Source organism: Nonomuraea sp. B19D2, assembly GCF_040137845.1.
Taxonomy (GTDB): domain Bacteria; phylum Actinomycetota; class Actinomycetes; order Streptosporangiales; family Streptosporangiaceae; genus Nonomuraea.
The window spans coordinates 497,410-515,280 of the sequence record NZ_JBEFAK010000001.1 but is presented as its reverse complement, the minus strand read 5'-3'; the positions used below and the strand labels follow the sequence as shown (position 1 = coordinate 515,280).

Here is a 17,871-nt window from a genome sequence, read left to right as displayed (position 1 = left end):
CGTCTCCCCCATGGTCTTCCTTCCGGGGCAGGGCTCTACTAGCTACCACAAGTCAGGCAACAGTCGTATTCAACCATAACTTTCACATCAGCCTCAGGAATTCCGGCCTGCCCTCCAGCCACGTTTACGACCGAGCGGCATGACCACCCCGCCGACCGCGACAAGTCCGGCACCGGCGAGAGCGGCCACGGCGACCGCAGAGGAAACCGAGATCGCCTTCTTGTCGGGTTGCGGCACCCTGCTGATCGCATTGGCGTCCAGCGGCAGCTCGGGCTGGGCGACCACGGGCGCGTTCTCCGCAGGCAGGATCGCATTCACCGCGAGCTTGGGATTGACCATTCCCGCCCCGGTGCCCTTGCCGGACCGCCCGTCCGCCGTGGTCTCGATTCGCCACCGCACCTGCTCCTGCGACAGCTTGGGATAGCGGGCGCGGATCAGCGCGGCCACACCGGCGACGTACGGCGCGGCGAAGCTCGTACCTTGCTGGCCGTTGACGTACGCCTTGCCTGTCCAGGTGCTGGTGATGTCGGTGCCGGGCGCCAGCACGCCGACGGGGGTGGCGTTGTTGGAGGTGTCGGCGCGCTTGCCGTCCGGGCCTGCGGCGCCCACGGCGAGGACTCCCGGGTACGACCCCGGGTAGATCGGCTGGGCGTTGCGCTCTTTGCTGGGATCGATGTTGCCGGCGGCGGCCACGACGACCACGTCCTTGGCGAGCGCGTAGTCGATCGCGTTCTTCAGGTAAGGGTGGTTGCCCGTCTGCATGGAGATGTTGATCACGTCAACGCCCAGGTCGGCGGCCTGGACGATGCATTCGGCCAAGACATTGGGGTCACCGGTCGGCTCGTTCGTCTGCTTGAACACCACGAGCCGCACCCCGGGTGCCACCCCGGCGAAGGGCACTCGCGCGTCAGGCCGTGCCGCGATGATTCCAGCCACCGCGGTGCCGTGCCCCACGCAGTCGCGCGTACCCGTATTGGTCTTGTCGTAGAAGCGATACGGCCTGAGCTGCGGATGCGTCGGGTCGATGCCGCTGTCGATCACGGCGACCGTCACACGCTCGCCCCGGGTGATCGGCCACACGCTCTTGTAGTCGAGTCTGAGCTGTGCCCACGGCTCGCTGACCGTGTAGACCCCGCGCTCCGGGTTGCACTTCACCGGTTCCGCCAGCGCCGTGGCCGGGACCAGCGGCACCGCGAACAGCGCCACCACGCCCGCCAGCAGCACCCGCCCGACCATCTTTCCCCCAACATCATCGGAGGGGACCGATGCTACTGCTTTCGGGCAACAGCGACAGCGCCGGGCCAGAGCACCGAGTCCAGCACGGCCGACCCGCTCGCTCCGTAGGGCAAGGGTGGAGCGGCGGCGTGGTCAGACATGGCCGGCAGCCTATCCGCCGGTACCCTGGCCGCCCTGATCACCCAGGTATGCCGACTGCATCAGGCGCTGGCCGGACCTGCGGTCGACGAAGATGCCTCGCCCCTGCGGCAGGGGCTGGGGACGCACGTTGCCGAAGACATAGCCCTCGTCCTTGTTACCCGACATGAGCAGCGCCGGGCTGGCCATGTCCTTCAGCCTGGTGATCGCCTGATCGAACATCGCACGGCCGATGCCGCCCATCTGGCGGGCGAGGATCAGGTGCAGGCCAATGTCGCGGGCCTGGGGCAACAGTTCGACCAGGCCCGTCAGCGGGTTGCTCGATGTGGCCACCAGATCGTAGTCGTCCACGACGATGTACAGGTCGGAGCCCTTCCACCAGCTCCGCTCACGGAGCTGGTCGGGCGTCACGTCGGCGGGCGGCAGGCGCTTGAGCAACGCGCTGCGCGCGTCGTTGATGAGCTCGGTGGCCGCCGCCGCCGAGGCCGCATACCCGATCCGGTGTTCGGTGACCGCCGAGTCCAGAAGCGACCGGCGGTAGTCGATCACGATCATCATCGCCTCGCGGGGCGTGTTGCGCGCCACGATGCCTTCCGCGATGAGCCGCAGCAGGTTCGACTTGCCGCTTTCCGTGTCACCCGCCACGAAGAAGTGCGGGTCGGCCTCGAAATCGAGCAACATGGGCGAAAGGGTGGCCTCGTCGATGCCGATGGGCACGAGTTTGCCGGTACGCTCCGGCCCAGGCAGTTCCGCCGCGGGCAGCACCGCAGGCAGCAGCCGTACCCGTGGCGCCGGAGCATGCTGCCAGGCGTCCTTGACTGCGCCCACCATCGCGCGGATGCCTGCGGCCAGGTCGTCGGTCTCAGAGATCCCGTCGATCCTCGGCAGCGCGGACAGGAAGTGGAACCCGTCCTTGGTCAGGCCACGCCCGGGTACCCCTTCTGGCACGGCGAGCGACTTCTTCCTGTTGACCTCGGACTCGTAGGCGTCGCCGAGCTTGAGCTCGACCCTGGTGCCGAAGAGGTCGCGGATAGCCGGCCTGAACTCCGACCACTTGTTGCTCGCCCCCACGACATGGATGCCGTAACCGAGGCCACGCGCGGCCAGATCGGTGATCACCGGCTCCAGCGCCTCGTAATCCTGGCGCAGGGTCAGCCAGCCATCCACCACGAGGAACACGTCACCGAAGCCGTCACCAGTGATCTCGCCGGCGGCCATCATTCTGCGGTAGGTGCCGATGCCGTCGATGCCCTGCTCCGCGAACATGCGCTCGCGCTGGGTCATCAGCGTGCTGACCTCGGCGACAGTCCTGCGCACCCGTTCGCCGTTCAGGCGGCTGGCGACGCTGCCGACGTGGGGCAACCCTTCCAGCGCAGCGAGCGCGCCTCCACCGAAGTCGAGGCAGTAGAACTGCACCTCTCGCGGGGTGTGCGTGAGCGCCATGCTGCTGATCAGCGTACGAAGGACCGTGCTCTTACCACTCTGGGTGCCACCAGCCAGACCGACGTGTCCCGCGGCGCCGGACAGGTCCAGCCAATATGGGTCGCGTCGTTGTTCGAAGGGGCGGTCAATGATGCCGATCAGGGCGTGCAGTCGGCCACGCCCGGCCCAGCCCGTGGTGGTCAGGCCGAAGCCCGACGTGACGGACAGCTGTGGCAGGAGCTGGTTGAGTGTGGGCGGATCGTCGAGCGGCGGCAGCCAGATCGGGTGCGCAGGCGGTCCATGACCTTGCAGCCGGCCGACCACGATGTCGAGCAGGCTCTTCTGCGTGCTGTTCTCGGAGTTGGGCGCATCCCCCGCAGCGATTTCCTTCTTCGGCTCCTCGATCACAGGGACCGGAGCGAAGGCTGGGCCGTACTCCACCACCTGGCGAACCGGCCGATCGTCATCGTCGGACATTACGTGCTGCGGGTCTGCCTGGTAGGCACCGGAGACGTAGGCGGCCTTGAACCGGGTCATACCGGTGGTGTCGAACTTGAGGTACCCGTTGCCCGGCGCCGACGGCAGCTCGTAAGCGTCGGCCACGCCGAGCACGACCCGGCTCTCCATCGCGGAGAACGTACGCAGGCCGATGCGGTAGGACAAGTGGGTGTCCAGGCCGCGCAGCCTGCCCTCCTCCAGCCGCTGAGAGGCGAGCAACAGGTGCACGCCCAGCGAACGGCCAAGTCGGCCGATCATGACGAACAACTCGATGAACTCGGGCTTGGCGGTGAGCAACTCGCTGAACTCGTCAAGCACCACGAAGAGCGTGGGCATCGGTTTCAGGTCGGCACCCTGCTCGCGGGCCTTCTCGTAGTCGCGCAACGAGGCGTAGTTGCCCGCTGCGCGCAGCAGTTCCTGCCGCCTGACCATCTCGCCGTGCAGCGCGTCGTGCATACGGTCAACCAGCGGCAGCTCGTCCTCCAGGTTCGTGATGACCGCGGAGACGTGCGAGAGACCCTCCAGGCCGAGGAAGGTCGCACCACCTTTGAAGTCGACCAGGACGAAGTTCAGGATCTCCGACGAGTGGGTGATCGCAAGGCCGAGTACCAGCGTGCGCAGCAGCTCGGACTTTCCTGAGCCGGTAGCACCGATGACGAGACCGTGCGGTCCCATACCGCCCTGCGCGGACTCCTTGATGTCCAGTTCGACCATCCGACCGTCGCTGCCCAGTCCGATCGGCACGCGCAAGCGGTTGCGTCCGGCACGCGGCTTCCACGTTACGGCCGGAACCAACCTGTTCGGGTTTCCAACGCCGAGCAGCTCGGTCAGCGTGGTGTTTATCGACAGCGCGTCCTGCACGTCGCCGCCGGTCGCGGCCGACGCACGCAGCGGGGCGAGCTGCCTGGCCAGCCCCTCAGCCCGAGCGAAGTCCAGCTTGTCCGGCGCGCCGAGCCTGGTCACCGACTCCTTCTGGGCGTGATCCAGTTTGATCATGTAGAAGGCGTCAGGCTGAATGTCGAGCCTGAGTGTCGCGCGTTCCTCCACCGGCCCGCTGGAGTCGGACAGGTCGATCACTGTGACACCCTGGATGGCGTCGGTGCCGAGCTGGGAGTCGATGGACACGTGACCACCGTCGACGATCAGCAGGTGGTACGGCAACGCGTCGGCGGCCGCGCCCGGTTTGAACCTGGCCCGTTCCTTCAGCTCACCACCCACCAGCCGGTCAAGCTCGGCGAGGTTCTCAGCCATCAGCCTGACCGGGCCGGCCGCGTCGGTTTCCTCTGGATGGAACGCGTGCGGAAGCCACTTGAGCCACTCCCAGTGCGGCATCCACTCCTTGCTCGCACAAACCATGATCCGCATGTCGTCCGGTGAGTGGAACACCGCGATCTGCGCGACCATCGCGCGAACCAGCTCACGCATGGCCACGGCGTCGCCGCGCAGGCGGATGCGCGCAAAGGAGCCGAGCGCGACGGAGACGGGCAGCTCGGAGACCGTGGCGTGGGCGCGGATGAACCGCCGCAACGCGCCCGCCGAGAGCGCGTCGAGCTCCTCGACGGGTTTGGAGTCCGGAGGAATGAGCTGCACCGCCAGCTTCTGCACGCCGGTGCCGAGCCGTACGGTGGCGAAGTCGTCGTCCCTTGATCTGCGTTCCCAAAGCCGCGGTCCCATGGCGATCCACCACAGCGTGTCCGGTGACGGCCCGCCCCACTCGAGCGCCTCGCGCTGCTGTCTGGCCGCACGACGGACGCGCTTACGAACCTGGGCGAGGTAGCGGAAGTAGTCGCGTCTGGCACCATTCAGCTGGAACTTGCGCTCGCTCCCCTGGCGGCCGAACTGGCCGATCGACATGCCGAGCATGGAGACCGCGAACAACCCGCTCGACACGTACATCAGCGGGTTGGTGTTGCCGTACGAGGTGAACATGAGCGCCATCGCGGCACCACCGGCCACCATGGGCAGCCACATGAGCGCCTGCATCGCACCCTGCGGCTGGACCTCGGGGATCTCGGGCGGCGACTCCAGCAAGATCTCTCCGCGTGGCGGCTTCGGCGGAGGCCGTCGTTCTGGGCGCCGTACGACGACGATGCTCACGTATTGTGCCCTCCAGCCTCATAGCGCACATTGACCCCATTGATACTTGATAGGCCCATACTAGAAGGGGTCTTGTCCACATCGGCGGTGGCAGCTCACCAGCGATACGGTTAACCCTGACACGAACCACCAGGGAGGGCGACTGTGACGTCACTCGCTCCAGGGCAGCGAACCCCGCCCCCGGCTTGGGGTGGGCCGCAACCGGGGCCAGTCGCGCAAGCTTCGCCGCACGGTGGCCAGGCGCTGCCGCCACTGTGCCGGGTCACGATCGTGGCACCACGCAAGCGCGTCGACCTCGCCCTGCCAGCGGACGTGCCGCTCCCCCATGTCCTGCCCGGCGTCCTACGTGCCGTCGGTGAAGAGGCCGGCGACCACGCCTCGGCACCCGGCTGGATACTGCAGCGGCTCGGCCAGCCGCCGCTCGACATAGGCGAGAGTCTCGGCGCGCTCGGCGTGCTGGACGGCGAGATCCTTTATCTGCGCCCTCGCCAGTTCGCGATGCCCCCCGCGACCTACGACGACGTCGCCGATGTCATCGCGCTCGGGGTCGAGGAGAACGACGGCACCTGGAAGCCCAAGCACACCCGGATGATGGGCCTCGGCGCTGCTGCCGCGCTGCTCGTGGTGGGGGCGCTCGCGCTGGTGCTCGCCGACCCACCGTGGACAATCTACGCAGTGGTCGCCGGGGTGTTCGCGCTCCTGCTGGTGGGCGGCGGCGCAATCTTGTCCCGCGCGGCGGGCGACGCGCGGGCCGGTGCGCTGATCGGATACGCCGCGCTCCCGTACGGCTTCATCGCCGGGCTGCTGACGCCGGCCGGTCCCGTCGGCCTTCTCGACCTAGGTGCGCCCCACCTGCTCGCCGCCTTCGCAGTCACCACGCTGGTGGCCACCATCGGTGGGGTGGCCATCGCAGACGGCGTCCCGGGTTTCCTCGGTACGGCTATCGCCTCGGTCGGCGGTGCGGCGTCGGCCGCGGTCATGATGTTCTTCCCCCTGCCGCCCGCCGGCGTGGTGGCGATGACGACCTCTCTCATGCTCGCTCTCAGCCCGCTGGTGCCCACGCTGGCGTTCCGGCTCGGCCGCCTCCCCATGCCCACTATGCCGACCACCGCAGAGGAACTGCGCAACGACAACATCGGCGTCGACGGGGATGCCGTCAAGGACCGCACCAAGCACGCGCTGGACTATGCCTCCGGCATGGTCGCCGGTCTCGCCCTGATGGGGCTCGTCTGCCAGGCGTACCTGATCTCTGCGGGCACTTGGATGGCGGCAGCGATGTCGGTCACGCTCTCCATCGCCCTGATCTTGCGGGCCAGGGTCTTCCGAGGGGTTGCTCAGCGGCTCTGGCTGATCATCGCGGGGCTCGGCGGTGTCGCGGCGTTCGCGGTCTCCCTGGCTCTCGGCCAGGGTCCGGTCGCCACTGTCAGCGTCAAGATCGCGCTGCTGTGGGTCGCCGCGATCTCGATTGGCCTGGCGCTACGCGCCCCCGACGCCAAGTTCTCCCCGTTCTGGGGCCGGGCGGGCGACATCTTCGAAACCCTGATCACGATTGCGCTGTTCCCTCTGGCCCTTGGCATGCTGGATGTCTACACCTGGGTACGCGGCCTGGCCGGCTGACCAGGCTTTGAGCAGGACAGCCTGCTCACCCTGGACTGGGCCAAATGACACCAGGTGTCCTCTTCAGGTCAGCACGACTGACAGTGATGATGTAGATCAGCGCCTCCCGTCAGGGTTCGGCCCAACGACTGACTGACCTTGGGTCCTGAACGGGATCTGTCGGCCCTGACTGGAAGGCGCTTATGTGCACTCACTGGACGTGCCCCCGGTCAAGACGACAGGCCAACGCCGCCCTCTACCGGGTGGTGTTGTGCCGCCTGCGCTGGGACCCCCGCACCCGCGCCTTCCAAGAAAGAGATCATCCGATGCCTCGAACGCTACGTCGCCCGCGAGCTCCTTATCCCGGATGTCCCTATAGCGTCGTCGTTTGCACATCCGGCGCAACGAAGTCGAAACCCTCCGAACCAGCGGGCAGCTTTCCCGGCGCGGGCGGTTCCTTGAAGGTCGGGAAGTGCTTGACATCCAGGGTCGCCTGGGAGAAGTCGATCTCCGCGTCTCCAGTCGGAAAGATGTAGCCGAACTGAAGGGCCTTCTTGAGGAGGGCTGCCATGACGTCGCGGCCTGTGGCGAGTAGATAGATCAGCGACCCGGCAAGAGCGACAGAGGCACTGGTCGCAGCGAGGCCCAAAGTTCGCTCCAAGAGCATGGCCGCGATTGATACTTGCGGCGCCGGGAGCAGTTTCAAGGCGGCGATCCGGAGGAAGCTCGCGAGCGTTGCCACGGCCGCAGTCCATTGAGTTACCCAGTAGGCGCGAAACGCGGCGGCGATCTCGTCGAGCACGTTGCCCAAGTTCACCAGGTCTCCGCGTAGCACGGCGGTCTCCTGGCTGAAGATCCCCGCTACGCGCAGGCACTCACGTTTGTCCGCCGCCTTCCAGTCCTCGCTGACAGTGCGGAGGTTACCCAAGTGAAACTTCGCACCGTCGTCAAGCCTTTGACCCATGCTGGTCCACATGACGCCGGCCCGCGCTATCTCCCCTTCGTCTGCGCCCGTGACATCCGCGATCAGACTGAGCGCGACCAGCCACAGGGAGAGCCTGCCCAGGTTGCGCAGTAGACCCATCACCTTGGGGCCGTGACTTCCCATGGGGACTGCGCCCATGTGCCCGGTGCCGCCGCCGAAGTTGATCGGCGTCGCCCCCGGGGAGGGCAGCGGTTTGTAGTTGACTGCCCGCAGATACCGGTCGCTCATCCGCGATAGCGGACCATGTTGGCGTCCTCAGCGGCTACCCAGTTGCGCTGGCAGTAGGTCAGGCCCTGGATCCAGCCGTCCAATGCATCCATCGCCTGGCCCAGGTGCCCAGAGGCCTCACTCTGCACGCGATGGTAATCGTCGGCACAGATCTTGTTACCTATCTTGCCGAAGCCGCGCCCGCCGATGTTGGTGTCAGGGACCATGTTCAGAATGCGCCGGACCAGTTCATTCTTCAGCTCCCTTTCAACCAGGTCACGGGTGTTCGCTATGCACTGTGATACGACATGGATTTCACGATAGGTCGCCACAGAGTTGGATTCTCACAGAGTTTGGACCCAGCCGAGCCGGAACAGTGCGTACTTCATGATCACTTCAGTTTCTGGTCATCCCTCGCACCCCGTTCATTAACCCGCGAGCGGTGGCGTGCTGCAATGGACTTCAAGGACTTCGGCCCCGACGATCTCGACCGCGTCATGTTGGAGGCAGAGCGCTCGATCCGGAAGCTGACGGATGCGATCGACGAGCTCGGCGCGATCACAGGTGAGGGAGAGAGCCGCAGGGGCACGGTCAAAGCTCGGGTGGACGCCAACGGGCGGCTCGACGACCTGAAGCTCGGCGTGCGGGCTTCCCGCATGGAGCTCGACGAGCTGACCGAGGAGATCGTGGAGGCCGTGCGCGCCGCCCAGGACGACCAGCAGCGCAAGGCCACGGCCCTCATCCCTCAATCCCTGTCGATGGGGATTTCCATGGAGGAGATCCAGAACCAGTTCCAGGACTTCCAGGACTCCTTCTCGCGGGACATGCACGAGCGCCTGGCCAACCTGGAAGCCATCCGCCGGCGGGCCCAGTCAGACGACTAGCCTCGAAGGCTCGCGTCGCGACCGTGCGTCGGCGTGCTCGTTGGTGCGCAGAGGTGCTGTGGTGCACCGAGACCGTGCCCATGCCGAAGCGGACCGCCACAGCAGGCGCTGGATGTGCCCGACAGGGTCACGGCCTTGGGTTGAACGACCTCCAGCGGAAGCCGGCCGAGTTGCTCGGAGTCAGTGCTCCGCAGATCCCGCCGAAATCGTCGGCCGCCTCGAAGGCATCCAGAACGACTTCATGGAGGCGCTCGGCGAGAGCTACGCGAGGCTCGCGAAGAGTCAGCGCCGATTCTCTTGCTCAGTGGGGGCAGATTGGCGCAAGTGACGCAGAAGCACTAGATTGTCACAGAAGTCCCCACGACCGTACGGCTGGCGGCCCCTATCCTCACGAACAGGAGCGCTACTGTGACCTCGGAGTTCGGTGACTTCGCCAACATCGACATCGAGAAACTCCTCGCAGGCGCCGACCAGCAGTTCGCCAAGATGGAAGAGCTCCAGAAGGTCATGGCGGACATGGTCGGCACGGCGGCCGACGAGAGGGAGTTCGTCAAGGTCGACTATGCCAGCGAGGGCATCCGCGAACTCACCATCCACCCCAAGGCGATGCGGCTCAGCTCGGGCGAGTTGTCGGACATCATCAAGCAGGTCGTCGCCGACGCGGCCGAGGACCTGCAGCGCCAGGCCAACGAGGCCATGGCAGAGGTGTTCGGCGAGGAGGACAACCCGATGAAGCTCATCAACGATCCTGACGCCGCCATGCAGCAGATCAAGAGCGCCGAGGCGGCCTACAACCGCACCTTCGACGACGTGATGGGCGAGCTCGACAGGATCCGCCGCCGCCTCGACCTCTGAACCGAAAGATTCAACGCGTCACAATGCCAGAGGCGGCCAATGGCCGCCTCTGGCATTGTGACTGTGGTGGGCAAGTGCAGCATGTCAAGCCTGCGCGGTTTCCGAACGCGCCGTAACACCCGAACTCTACGCTTCCTCGGAACTGCTGTTTCCCGCTCCCGAGCTCGGCGAATCTCCAGGGCTCTTCTGGGTCCCCGAGTCCTGCCCGAAGCCCTGCGTCCCATCGTCGACCTTCTCCAGGCCAGGCAGCACGATCTGCTTGAACTCGGGCGTCTCTTGTTTGGTATCCGGTGTTCCCGCGTCCTTCAGTCCATCACCGAACGGCCCGCCGAACCCGGACCACTGATCCAGCATCGGGCCAAGGGTCACCAGCAGCATGGCCACAAAGGCAATGGCCTTCCCATTTTTCTTGATGACGGCGGCCAGCAGATTGCGCGCTGTTTTGAGCGCCCCGTCGGCCACGGCGGTCTGCGCCGCGGCAAGGGGGCCTGCAACGCCTGCTGCCAAGGGATTCGCCATGGCAGCCGCCTGGACGATGGCCCTCCAGCGCAAAATGAACGCGAGACCGAGAAGCACCGGACCAAGCACGGCAACAAGAATAGCGGCCATGAAAAAGAGCTGGGCAAGCTTTTGCAGGGAATTGCCCACCCCTTCCTGCAATATACCGGCCTTCGCAAGTTCGTCGGCGAAGCCCCCGGTCGCCTTGTCTGCCTCGGGCCTTCCCATCTCCTGCCAGTCGCCTTTGTCGACCTCTTTGGGGATGACACGAGCCTGAGTTGCGGCCTTCTTGGCATCTTCTCCCAGCTGAACATGAACCTGTCCAGTGTTGTGGATGTCGCTCGGACTCGAGAACGGCACACCCATCAGCGCGGCGAGAGCCGTGAACGACCTCCCCCACCACCCGGGCGCGACGCCCGCCGCAGCCCAGGTCTGGGCAATTCCCGTGGTATACAAGGTTGTGCCAAAGTCATACGGACCCATGATCAGGCTTCCTTCGCAGTACTCGCCTCGTTGGCTTGATCCACAATTCTGGCGCCATTGACGAGCTTGCCGCTAAACGATTCCAGCTTCTGATCCGCCGCAGCAAAATGTTTCGCCATCTTGCCCCTCACCGAGTGATACGCGGCGTCGAACCCGAATTTCCCGAGCATCCCGAAGCCAGGAAAACCGACATCAATGGTTTCCGCTCGTTCTCGTGCATTGGTCAGCATGCCGCCAGGACCACTCAACTTGTCGAACTTTCCGGCCGTTTCGCGCATCACATCGGAGGTCGCATTCCGCCAGCCGCCGGAGACACCACCATCTTTGAGTATCTGGTCGCGGGCCCGCTTGCTGTCGCCGCCTCCGTCGCGGTCTTTGCCACCGTCGCCCTGCCGGCCCTTTCCATCAGACTTATCGCCGGAGTCGCCTGAGCCGGGAGTGCCGCCGCCAGAGCCAGGGCTCCCCGAACCGCCGGAGCCCGGGCCCCCTGAGCCTCCGGCGCTGCCAGGGCCCGACCCATCGCCGGCAGGGGGTGACGCGGCATCGCCTGAGCCCTCGGGCTGCAGAGCGTCGTCGCGTGGGTCGTCCGGCTTGCCATCGCCGTCGGCGTCGTCGGGCTTACCGTCGCCGTCCTTGTCCGTTACCGGATCACGCCAGTCGGGGATGCCATCTTTGTCGGTGTCCGGGTCCGGTCCGTCTCCGTCGCGATCGGCGTCCTGAACGTCTGGAGTGCCGTCGCCGTCCTGGTCCTCGTTCTTGCCGTCGTTGTCCTTGTCGGGGTCGCGCCAGTCCGGCGTGCCGTCCTTGTCGGTGTCGACGTCGTTGGCGCCGTCACCGTCCGCGTCCGGGTCCTGGTCGTCAGGCTTGCCATCCTTGTCCTGGTCTCCCGTCGTGCCGTCGCCCGGCTTTTCCTCTCCCGGGGTCTGGTCTCCTGGGGTCTGGTCACCCGGAGTCTGGTCTCCTGGCGTCTGGTCTCCTGGCGTCTGGCCACCCGGAGCCTGGTCACCCGGAGTCTGGTCGCCAGGTGCGGGCTCCGCTGGGGTGCCGCCCTGGTCGCCGGGGTTACCCGCGTCCTGCGGGGGTTCCTGGCCGGGGAGTCCGCCTCGGTCCTGCTCGCCGTCAGGGATACCGTCGCTGTTCTGGTCCTCTTGCCCGTCGGGGGTGTTGTTCTGGTTGAGGTCCTCCCGCCCGTCCGGCTGGCTGTTCGCGTTGATGTCCTCTTCGCCGTCGGGCTTGCCGTTCGCCGGGTCATCACGACCGTCCGCGACTCCGTTGCCGTCGGTGTCCTCCACGCTGGTGTTGGGATCCTCGACGTCCTTGACCCCGTCACCGTCCTGATCATCGGGTGTTCCGTCCCCGTCGGCGTCGGTCTGGTCGACCTGGACGCCATTCTGTTCGCCTGACTCCTGGGGCTCGGGGGTCTCGTTCTTCTCGGCGGACACAGCCAGCTCCGTGCCACCGCGGGTGCGGTCGTCAATGTCGTGAAGTACCGTCGGATCGTCGTCGCCGGACCCGTCGGCCGTGAGCCGCTCACCTGCGGAGTTCGGCGTCGAGAAGACGGTCGTGACGTCAGAGGCGTCGAGAACATCCGCCGTCCCGTTACCGTCCAAGGCATCGCCCACGACCATCTCGGCCCCAGGTCCGGATGACGCGGGAATCTCGGCACCACCACCCGACGGGATCGAGACCACGCTCCCGCGCGCCGCGTCGTCATGTGGCGCGTCGCCCCAGTTGAGTAGCGCTTCGATGCCTGGCCCCTGAGTCACTGCGGCCCCCGTTCAAACGCCCATACTGATCGGGAACATTAGCCGACCCAGCTGCCTGCCGTACAGAACAGGACGAACACCACCGAACATCACACAGACATACGACCCAGAGTCGATCATTCTGGGAGGATGAGTGACTGCCACAGAGGCAACAAGATCACCTAAGCACTCGTAGTCAGCCGCTCGCACGCAGAGACTCCACCAGCAGGACGAACTGATATGAAGCCGTAATCGTGCATGCATGATACGTATGTGGCAAGATACTCCCCAAGTGACCTTTGATCTTACTTGTGGAGATCCTCCGAGCTGACAACCCTGGTCAGATCGGGAGCGGACGGACGCAGTCAGACGTCGCCCTGAAGAGACTGCAGGGCACAGATTCGCCAGAGGAGACCTGAAGTGGCTGAAGACCTTCGCAGCTTCACAGCAACACCAGAGCAGATGATCGTGGCTGCCGGCCACGTCAAGGAAGCGGCCGAGGCAATCGACAGCCTGCGCCGAAGCGTCGGCACGGCGATCGAGCAGCTCACCCAGATGGCCGGCGGCCGCCAAGGCTGGGGTGGGCAGGCCGCCAACCAGTACAGGGTGCACATGGAGAAGTGGGACCAGATCTGCCGGAACAAGATCATTCGGGATCTGGAGAAGATCTTTGACGACCTCAACGTCACCGCAGGTGTCTACTCCAACGCCGAGGCCGACAACAACCTGAACAGCCTCGGCCTCACCGACCTGGACGGGGACGGCCGGACCGACGCGCTCAACCTCCAGGACTCGAACGTCCCCGGGGGGCGGGGGGACATCGACAGCCTCATCAACACGTACGAGCCCATTGGGACCAACCCCGAGAACGCTGCAGCCTCTCGCTGACCCATCACCGGCACCGTCAGGACCCGCTGATCTTCGGTTGCCGCTTGAGCAGCACGCAGCATGAGCTAGACAACGGAGGATGCCATGAGTGGCAGGACACAAGTCAACTTCGGGATGATGGAAGAGGCCAACATCGCGCTTCTCGGCGTGGTGACAAAGCTCGACCAGATCACCGACGCCCTTTACAAGCAGATCATGACGGACTTCGGTCAGGAAAGCAGCGACCCTGCTGTGAACAACTGGGACGGCCACGCGAGGACATACTTCGACGAGCGGCGCCGCGCCTGGGACCTGGCCGAGAAGGAGATGGGTGACCAGCTCCACGCGGCGGCCAAGGCGCTCGGCATGGCCAACGACAACTACAAGGCGGCCGAAGACGCGAACCGCAGAATCTGGTCAACGGCCTGACTAGAGCTGTCGGGCATTCTCGGCCATTGCTGTCATGCCGCGGCCGAGAATGCCCGTCTTTGTGCGTTGAAGGAGAGATGTGGCGGAGGACTATCCCCCCTACTACGCCGGGTCCGGCTATAACCCTCCGGGGCCCGATGCGGACAGCGGCTGGGACTGGATCGAGGACGTCAAAGGCGTCGGCGAGGATCGCGTCAACGACCCCGATCGCATGCGGGACGTGGCCAGGGAACTGGACCGTGCAAGAGGGCCATTGACCGGTGACGCCTTCTCCGAGGGGTACACGACGGGCACCGTCTCGAGCATCAGGGAGACCATCGACCCGTCGGGAAGCGAAGGCAGCGACCTGGCCGGCAGGGGCGCGGCCGCCATCGTCGGCAAGTGGGACGCCGCCAAGGACCTCGGCACCATCCTCAACAGCGCCGGAACGCAATTCGGCACGGCGTACGAGTGGTTCGTCGACACCTACGATGCAGCCATCCGGGCCATCAACAGGAACGCCGACATCCACGACATCACCGGACAGGCCAACGAAGGCAACTGAGTTCAAAGGACGCGACGATGGCGACTGGCAAGCGGGAACGGCTGCAGATCGCTCCGGGGGTCGTGCCGGCGCCCGGTGGTGAGGACCAGTACAACAAGGCGACCATCCAGAACCTCCTGCAGGACACCTCACCCGCCATGATCTCGGACGTCGGCTTCGCTTACATGCACGCGGCCAGTGCCATCAAGGACGCCTGTGCAGCGCTGAAGGCCCAGGCGCAGGTGCTCGCCGGCGTATGGAAGGGTCCGGACGCGACCCAGGTCCAGGAAGCCCTGCGCATGTTGTACTCCACCGGGATGGAGATCTCCACCAAGATGGACCGGATGTCCACCGGCGTCCGAACCTATGCGGAGACGAATCTCCCCGAGGCGATCAGCAAGGTCAACGCGATCAACGTCAATCCCGGGGCTTCGGGCCAGGAGGGCGCCGCCGGAGGTGTCTCCGGCTACAGCACAAGCCAGCAGGCAGAACAGGCCGCCGATCAGCAGGCTGCCAATGCCGCGGCCGAGGAGGAGAACCGCCAGGCGCGTGAGGCACTCCGCACGCTGAATGGCGAGCTCAACTCCATCTGGGCCGCGCACATTCCCGTGGACATCGAGGTCGACCTGCCGGTGATCAACCTTGGCGCCGGCGACGGCCACGACCCGGCCAACCCGTACGGCGGGCGTCGCCCGGGCGACATCGTCGTGGGCGGCAGCGGTAGCGGGAACAGTGGCGGGAACAGCGACTCCGCTGGGGGCGGCTACCGCGGTGGGAACACCGGGCACTACGACGACACAACGGGCGGGGATCAGCGCGGCGACCGGCCGGGCGGACCTGACGAACGCGGCGAAGACGACCGCGGCACCGGAAACGGCACGGACCAGCCAGGCAAGGACGACCAGACCAACCAGCCAGGCGACCAGACCCCAGGCGACCAGACCCCGGGTGACCAGACCCCGGGTGACCAGACCCCGGGGGACCAGCCCCCAGGCGACCAGGATGACAGGGGCAACGGCGGCCCAGACAGCCGCCAGCAGGGCGACACCGTCCCGCCGGTGATCGGCCAGGACGAACAGCAGCACACACGACTCGGCGACACCGATGGCCAGATCGACCCGAACCGTACCGAGAACGTCGGTTACGACCCCACGATCTCGCAGACCACCAGTACGCCGAACCAGAACACGATGACCACGCGACCCACCACCCCGGCGATCACACCGACGACGAACGGACCGGTCACGGTGATCGGCGAGCCGATGTCCGGCCGCCCCGCCGCCATCCCGTCCGCCGCCATGCGGGGGTCCGGAGCCACGCCGTTCTTGGGCATGCCGTACGCGCCGCTCGGCCACGCCGGCATGATCGGCGAGGAGGGCGAGGAACTCGTACGGACCGTCAGCCTTCCCCAGGATCGAAGCATATGGGACCCGCAGCTCGATGAGCACACACCGGTGTCTGACACGATCCGTTGATGTGAGAAAGGGCAACCATCATGGTTTTTCGCCTCGATCCTGACTGGCCTGGGCTCAAGGACCAACCGAGCGTCGACGACCACGACGTTGATGACATCCACATGAAGCGCATCGCCGGCGACATGGAAGCACTGCTGGACCGCCTCACCCGAAATACCGCCTCCGCCGAATCCGCAGAGTTCAAGCCTGGCGACGAGCTGCCGGCCGCTCCACAACTTCCAGAAGGCGCCGGGACTCTCCCCGATCTACAACGGGTATGCGCCATCACCGAGACGCAGATGGGTGGCAGCGACCCAATGTGGACGACGGCGAACGGCTTCGCCCGATCAATCATGAACGCCTATGTCCTCCTGGTCGGCGAGCAAGGTAGCGGCGCCGGCAAGTACGAGCAACTGACCGCGAAGAACGAGAAAGGCAACTGGCCGCTGGCCGAGACGGTGCGGACAATGGGCAAGCGCTGGGGCGAAGCTAACGAAGCCAACACTTACCAGGCCTAGGAGGACGACATGGCCGGGAATCCGCAGAACGTTTCATCGGAGCCGATCGCGTCCATGGGGATGCGGCCCGGGAGCACCCAGAATCCGCAGACCACCTGGATGACGGGGGCCGGTTGGCTCACCACGGAGGCCGCCAGCAAGATCAAGGAGTGGTTCGAGAGCACCGATCCGGTGGCCGTCCAGCGGGCCGGTAGCTATTACCTCGCCGCCGAAGGGTCGCTCAACCGCTTCGCTCACGACTTCAAGCAGAAGGCGATCGAGCTGGCTGAGCACTACAAGGGACCTACCGCCAAAACGACCCAGGAGCAGTTGCGGTACTTTCATGCGAGCGTCCGCGAGCTGGCGGACAAGTTCGGCGAGGTGGGCAGGCCGCTCCAGGATTACGCCCAAACGCTGGCGCGTGCCCAGCAGGACATCAAAACCAGCGATGACCTCGGGTTCTTTGAAGGAGTCCCGTTCAAACGCATGCACGACCTGGAGAACAAGGCGAAGGATCTGCTCAAGAAAGTCAACGAAGAGATCGTCCAGCACTACGACCGGCTTCCTCGCTCAATCCAGCAGGCCATGCCTGACCCTAACCTCAATGGTGACACCCCCCCGTTCCAGAAGATTGACATGTCCCCCTTCGACAGCCCGAACTTCGATCCAAACTCGGTGAACTCCACCAACTACGACCCGAACGCGCTCAACCCGCGGGAACTGGATCCGAAAAACTTCGACACCGGCGGGATCAACGACGGCGGAGTCGACACCCGCCCGATCAAGACGGACGGGTTCAACACCGGCCCGACGGATCCCGGCAGGCTCAATGACAACGGTCTCAATGCCAATGGGAATGGGATCGACCCGAACAGCCTCAGCCAGCGCGGCATGGGTGACAATTCGTTCGACACGAGCGGCCTGAACCCCAACGGCCTGAACCCCAATGGCATGAACCCCAATGACCTGAACCCCAACGGCCTGGACCCCAACGGCCTGAACCCCAACCCCCTGAACGACCGAACGGGCTTGGCGAATTACGTCCCGAACATCGCACCGACGGATCCGAACGCGCTGAACACCTCGACCGGGTACGGCACGTCAGGAACCGGGACCGGCAGCGGGTACGGCTCCGGCGGCGTGGGGAATGGGACGACGGCGGCGACCGTAACCCGCGGCACCGGCATGAACGGCGCACCGTTCATGCCCATGAACGCCCATCCGGGCGGCGCCCAGAAGGATGGTCAAGCGAACCGGAACTCCCCTCTTTACGAGGACGACGACGTCTACACCGGCGGCGGCCCCGACACCATCGCCAGCAACATCGACCACCGCACGGTGTGAGGCGAATCCCTGGTCCTTGGACGAAGGGCTGGGGGTAGGTGAATCAGCCGCCGTGTCCAAAACGGCTCTCGCACTTCCGCGAGGTCTGCTCGGCCGACAGTCATACAAAGCTC

General features: G+C 65.6%; 15 protein-coding genes. 9 read left to right on the top strand and 6 right to left on the bottom strand.

Annotated features, from left to right (window positions below; genetic code table 11):
* Positions 1–93 precede the first annotated feature (93 nt).
* Together ABN273_RS02555 and eccCa are read right to left on the bottom strand one after the other, a co-directional pair.
* Positions 94–1,236, bottom strand: coding sequence for a S8 family serine peptidase (locus ABN273_RS02555; RefSeq protein WP_349446948.1), 1,143 nt, complete (start codon positions 1,234–1,236; stop codon positions 94–96).
* Positions 1,237–1,386: 150 nt separating this feature from the next.
* Positions 1,387–5,325 (bottom strand): type VII secretion protein EccCa, encoded by a 3,939-nt coding sequence (gene eccCa / locus ABN273_RS02550; RefSeq protein WP_349446947.1) that lies wholly within the window; start codon positions 5,323–5,325, stop codon positions 1,387–1,389.
* Between the two features lie 210 nt (positions 5,326–5,535).
* Between eccCa and eccD the strand changes: the two genes are divergently transcribed.
* Positions 5,536–7,008, top strand: coding sequence for a type VII secretion integral membrane protein EccD (gene eccD, locus ABN273_RS02545; protein WP_349446946.1), 1,473 nt, complete (start codon positions 5,536–5,538; stop codon positions 7,006–7,008).
* 352 nt (positions 7,009–7,360) lie between these two features.
* Here the strand turns inward: eccD and ABN273_RS02540 are convergent, their stop codons facing one another.
* Together ABN273_RS02540 and ABN273_RS02535 are read right to left on the bottom strand one after the other, a co-directional pair.
* The gene (locus tag ABN273_RS02540; protein ID WP_349446945.1) at positions 7,361–8,200 is read right to left on the bottom strand and encodes a hypothetical protein; all 840 of its coding nucleotides are present in this window, start codon (positions 8,198–8,200) and stop codon (positions 7,361–7,363) included.
* Entirely contained in the window at positions 8,197–8,511 is a 315-nt protein-coding gene (locus ABN273_RS02535) for a hypothetical protein (protein WP_349446944.1), read from the bottom strand. Before ABN273_RS02535 ends, ABN273_RS02540 begins: the two co-directional genes overlap by 4 nt.
* A 123-nt stretch (positions 8,512–8,634) precedes the next feature.
* Between ABN273_RS02535 and ABN273_RS02530 the strand changes: the two genes are divergently transcribed.
* Positions 8,635–9,063 carry a YbaB/EbfC family nucleoid-associated protein gene (locus ABN273_RS02530; protein ID WP_349446943.1) on the top strand — a complete coding sequence of 143 codons (429 nt, stop codon included), beginning with the start codon at positions 8,635–8,637 and terminating at the stop codon, positions 9,061–9,063.
* A 408-nt stretch (positions 9,064–9,471) separates the two neighbouring features.
* Complete coding sequence (locus ABN273_RS02525) at positions 9,472–9,918, top strand: YbaB/EbfC family nucleoid-associated protein (protein ID WP_349446942.1); 447 nt, start codon at positions 9,472–9,474, stop codon at positions 9,916–9,918.
* Between the two features lie 126 nt (positions 9,919–10,044).
* Here the strand turns inward: ABN273_RS02525 and ABN273_RS02520 are convergent, their stop codons facing one another.
* Both ABN273_RS02520 and ABN273_RS02515 read right to left on the bottom strand, forming a co-directional pair.
* Entirely contained in the window at positions 10,045–10,899 is an 855-nt protein-coding gene (locus ABN273_RS02520) for a hypothetical protein (RefSeq protein ID WP_349446941.1), read from the bottom strand.
* Between the two features lie 2 nt (positions 10,900–10,901).
* A complete protein-coding gene (locus tag ABN273_RS02515; protein WP_349446940.1) occupies positions 10,902–12,665 on the bottom strand; it encodes a hypothetical protein in 1,764 nt (587 codons plus the stop codon).
* A gap of 399 nt (positions 12,666–13,064) precedes the next feature.
* On the opposite strand from ABN273_RS02515, the gene ABN273_RS02510 reads away from it, so the two are divergent.
* From ABN273_RS02510 to ABN273_RS02485, 6 genes are all read left to right on the top strand, one after another.
* The gene (locus tag ABN273_RS02510) at positions 13,065–13,532 is read left to right on the top strand and encodes a WXG100 family type VII secretion target (protein ID WP_349446939.1); all 468 of its coding nucleotides are present in this window, start codon (positions 13,065–13,067) and stop codon (positions 13,530–13,532) included.
* 84 nt (positions 13,533–13,616) lie between these two features.
* Entirely contained in the window at positions 13,617–13,940 is a 324-nt protein-coding gene (locus ABN273_RS02505; RefSeq protein ID WP_349446938.1) for a WXG100 family type VII secretion target, read from the top strand.
* 79 nt (positions 13,941–14,019) lie between these two features.
* On the top strand, positions 14,020–14,484 hold the full coding sequence (locus ABN273_RS02500) for a hypothetical protein (RefSeq protein ID WP_349446937.1): 465 nt from the start codon (positions 14,020–14,022) through the stop codon (positions 14,482–14,484).
* A 17-nt stretch (positions 14,485–14,501) separates the two neighbouring features.
* Positions 14,502–15,938 carry a hypothetical protein gene (locus ABN273_RS02495; protein ID WP_349446936.1) on the top strand — a complete coding sequence of 479 codons (1,437 nt, stop codon included), beginning with the start codon at positions 14,502–14,504 and terminating at the stop codon, positions 15,936–15,938.
* A gap of 20 nt (positions 15,939–15,958) precedes the next feature.
* Complete coding sequence (locus ABN273_RS02490) at positions 15,959–16,435, top strand: hypothetical protein (RefSeq protein ID WP_349446935.1); 477 nt, start codon at positions 15,959–15,961, stop codon at positions 16,433–16,435.
* 9 nt (positions 16,436–16,444) lie between these two features.
* Positions 16,445–17,758, top strand: coding sequence for a hypothetical protein (locus tag ABN273_RS02485; protein WP_349446934.1), 1,314 nt, complete (start codon positions 16,445–16,447; stop codon positions 17,756–17,758).
* Positions 17,759–17,871 lie beyond the last annotated feature (113 nt).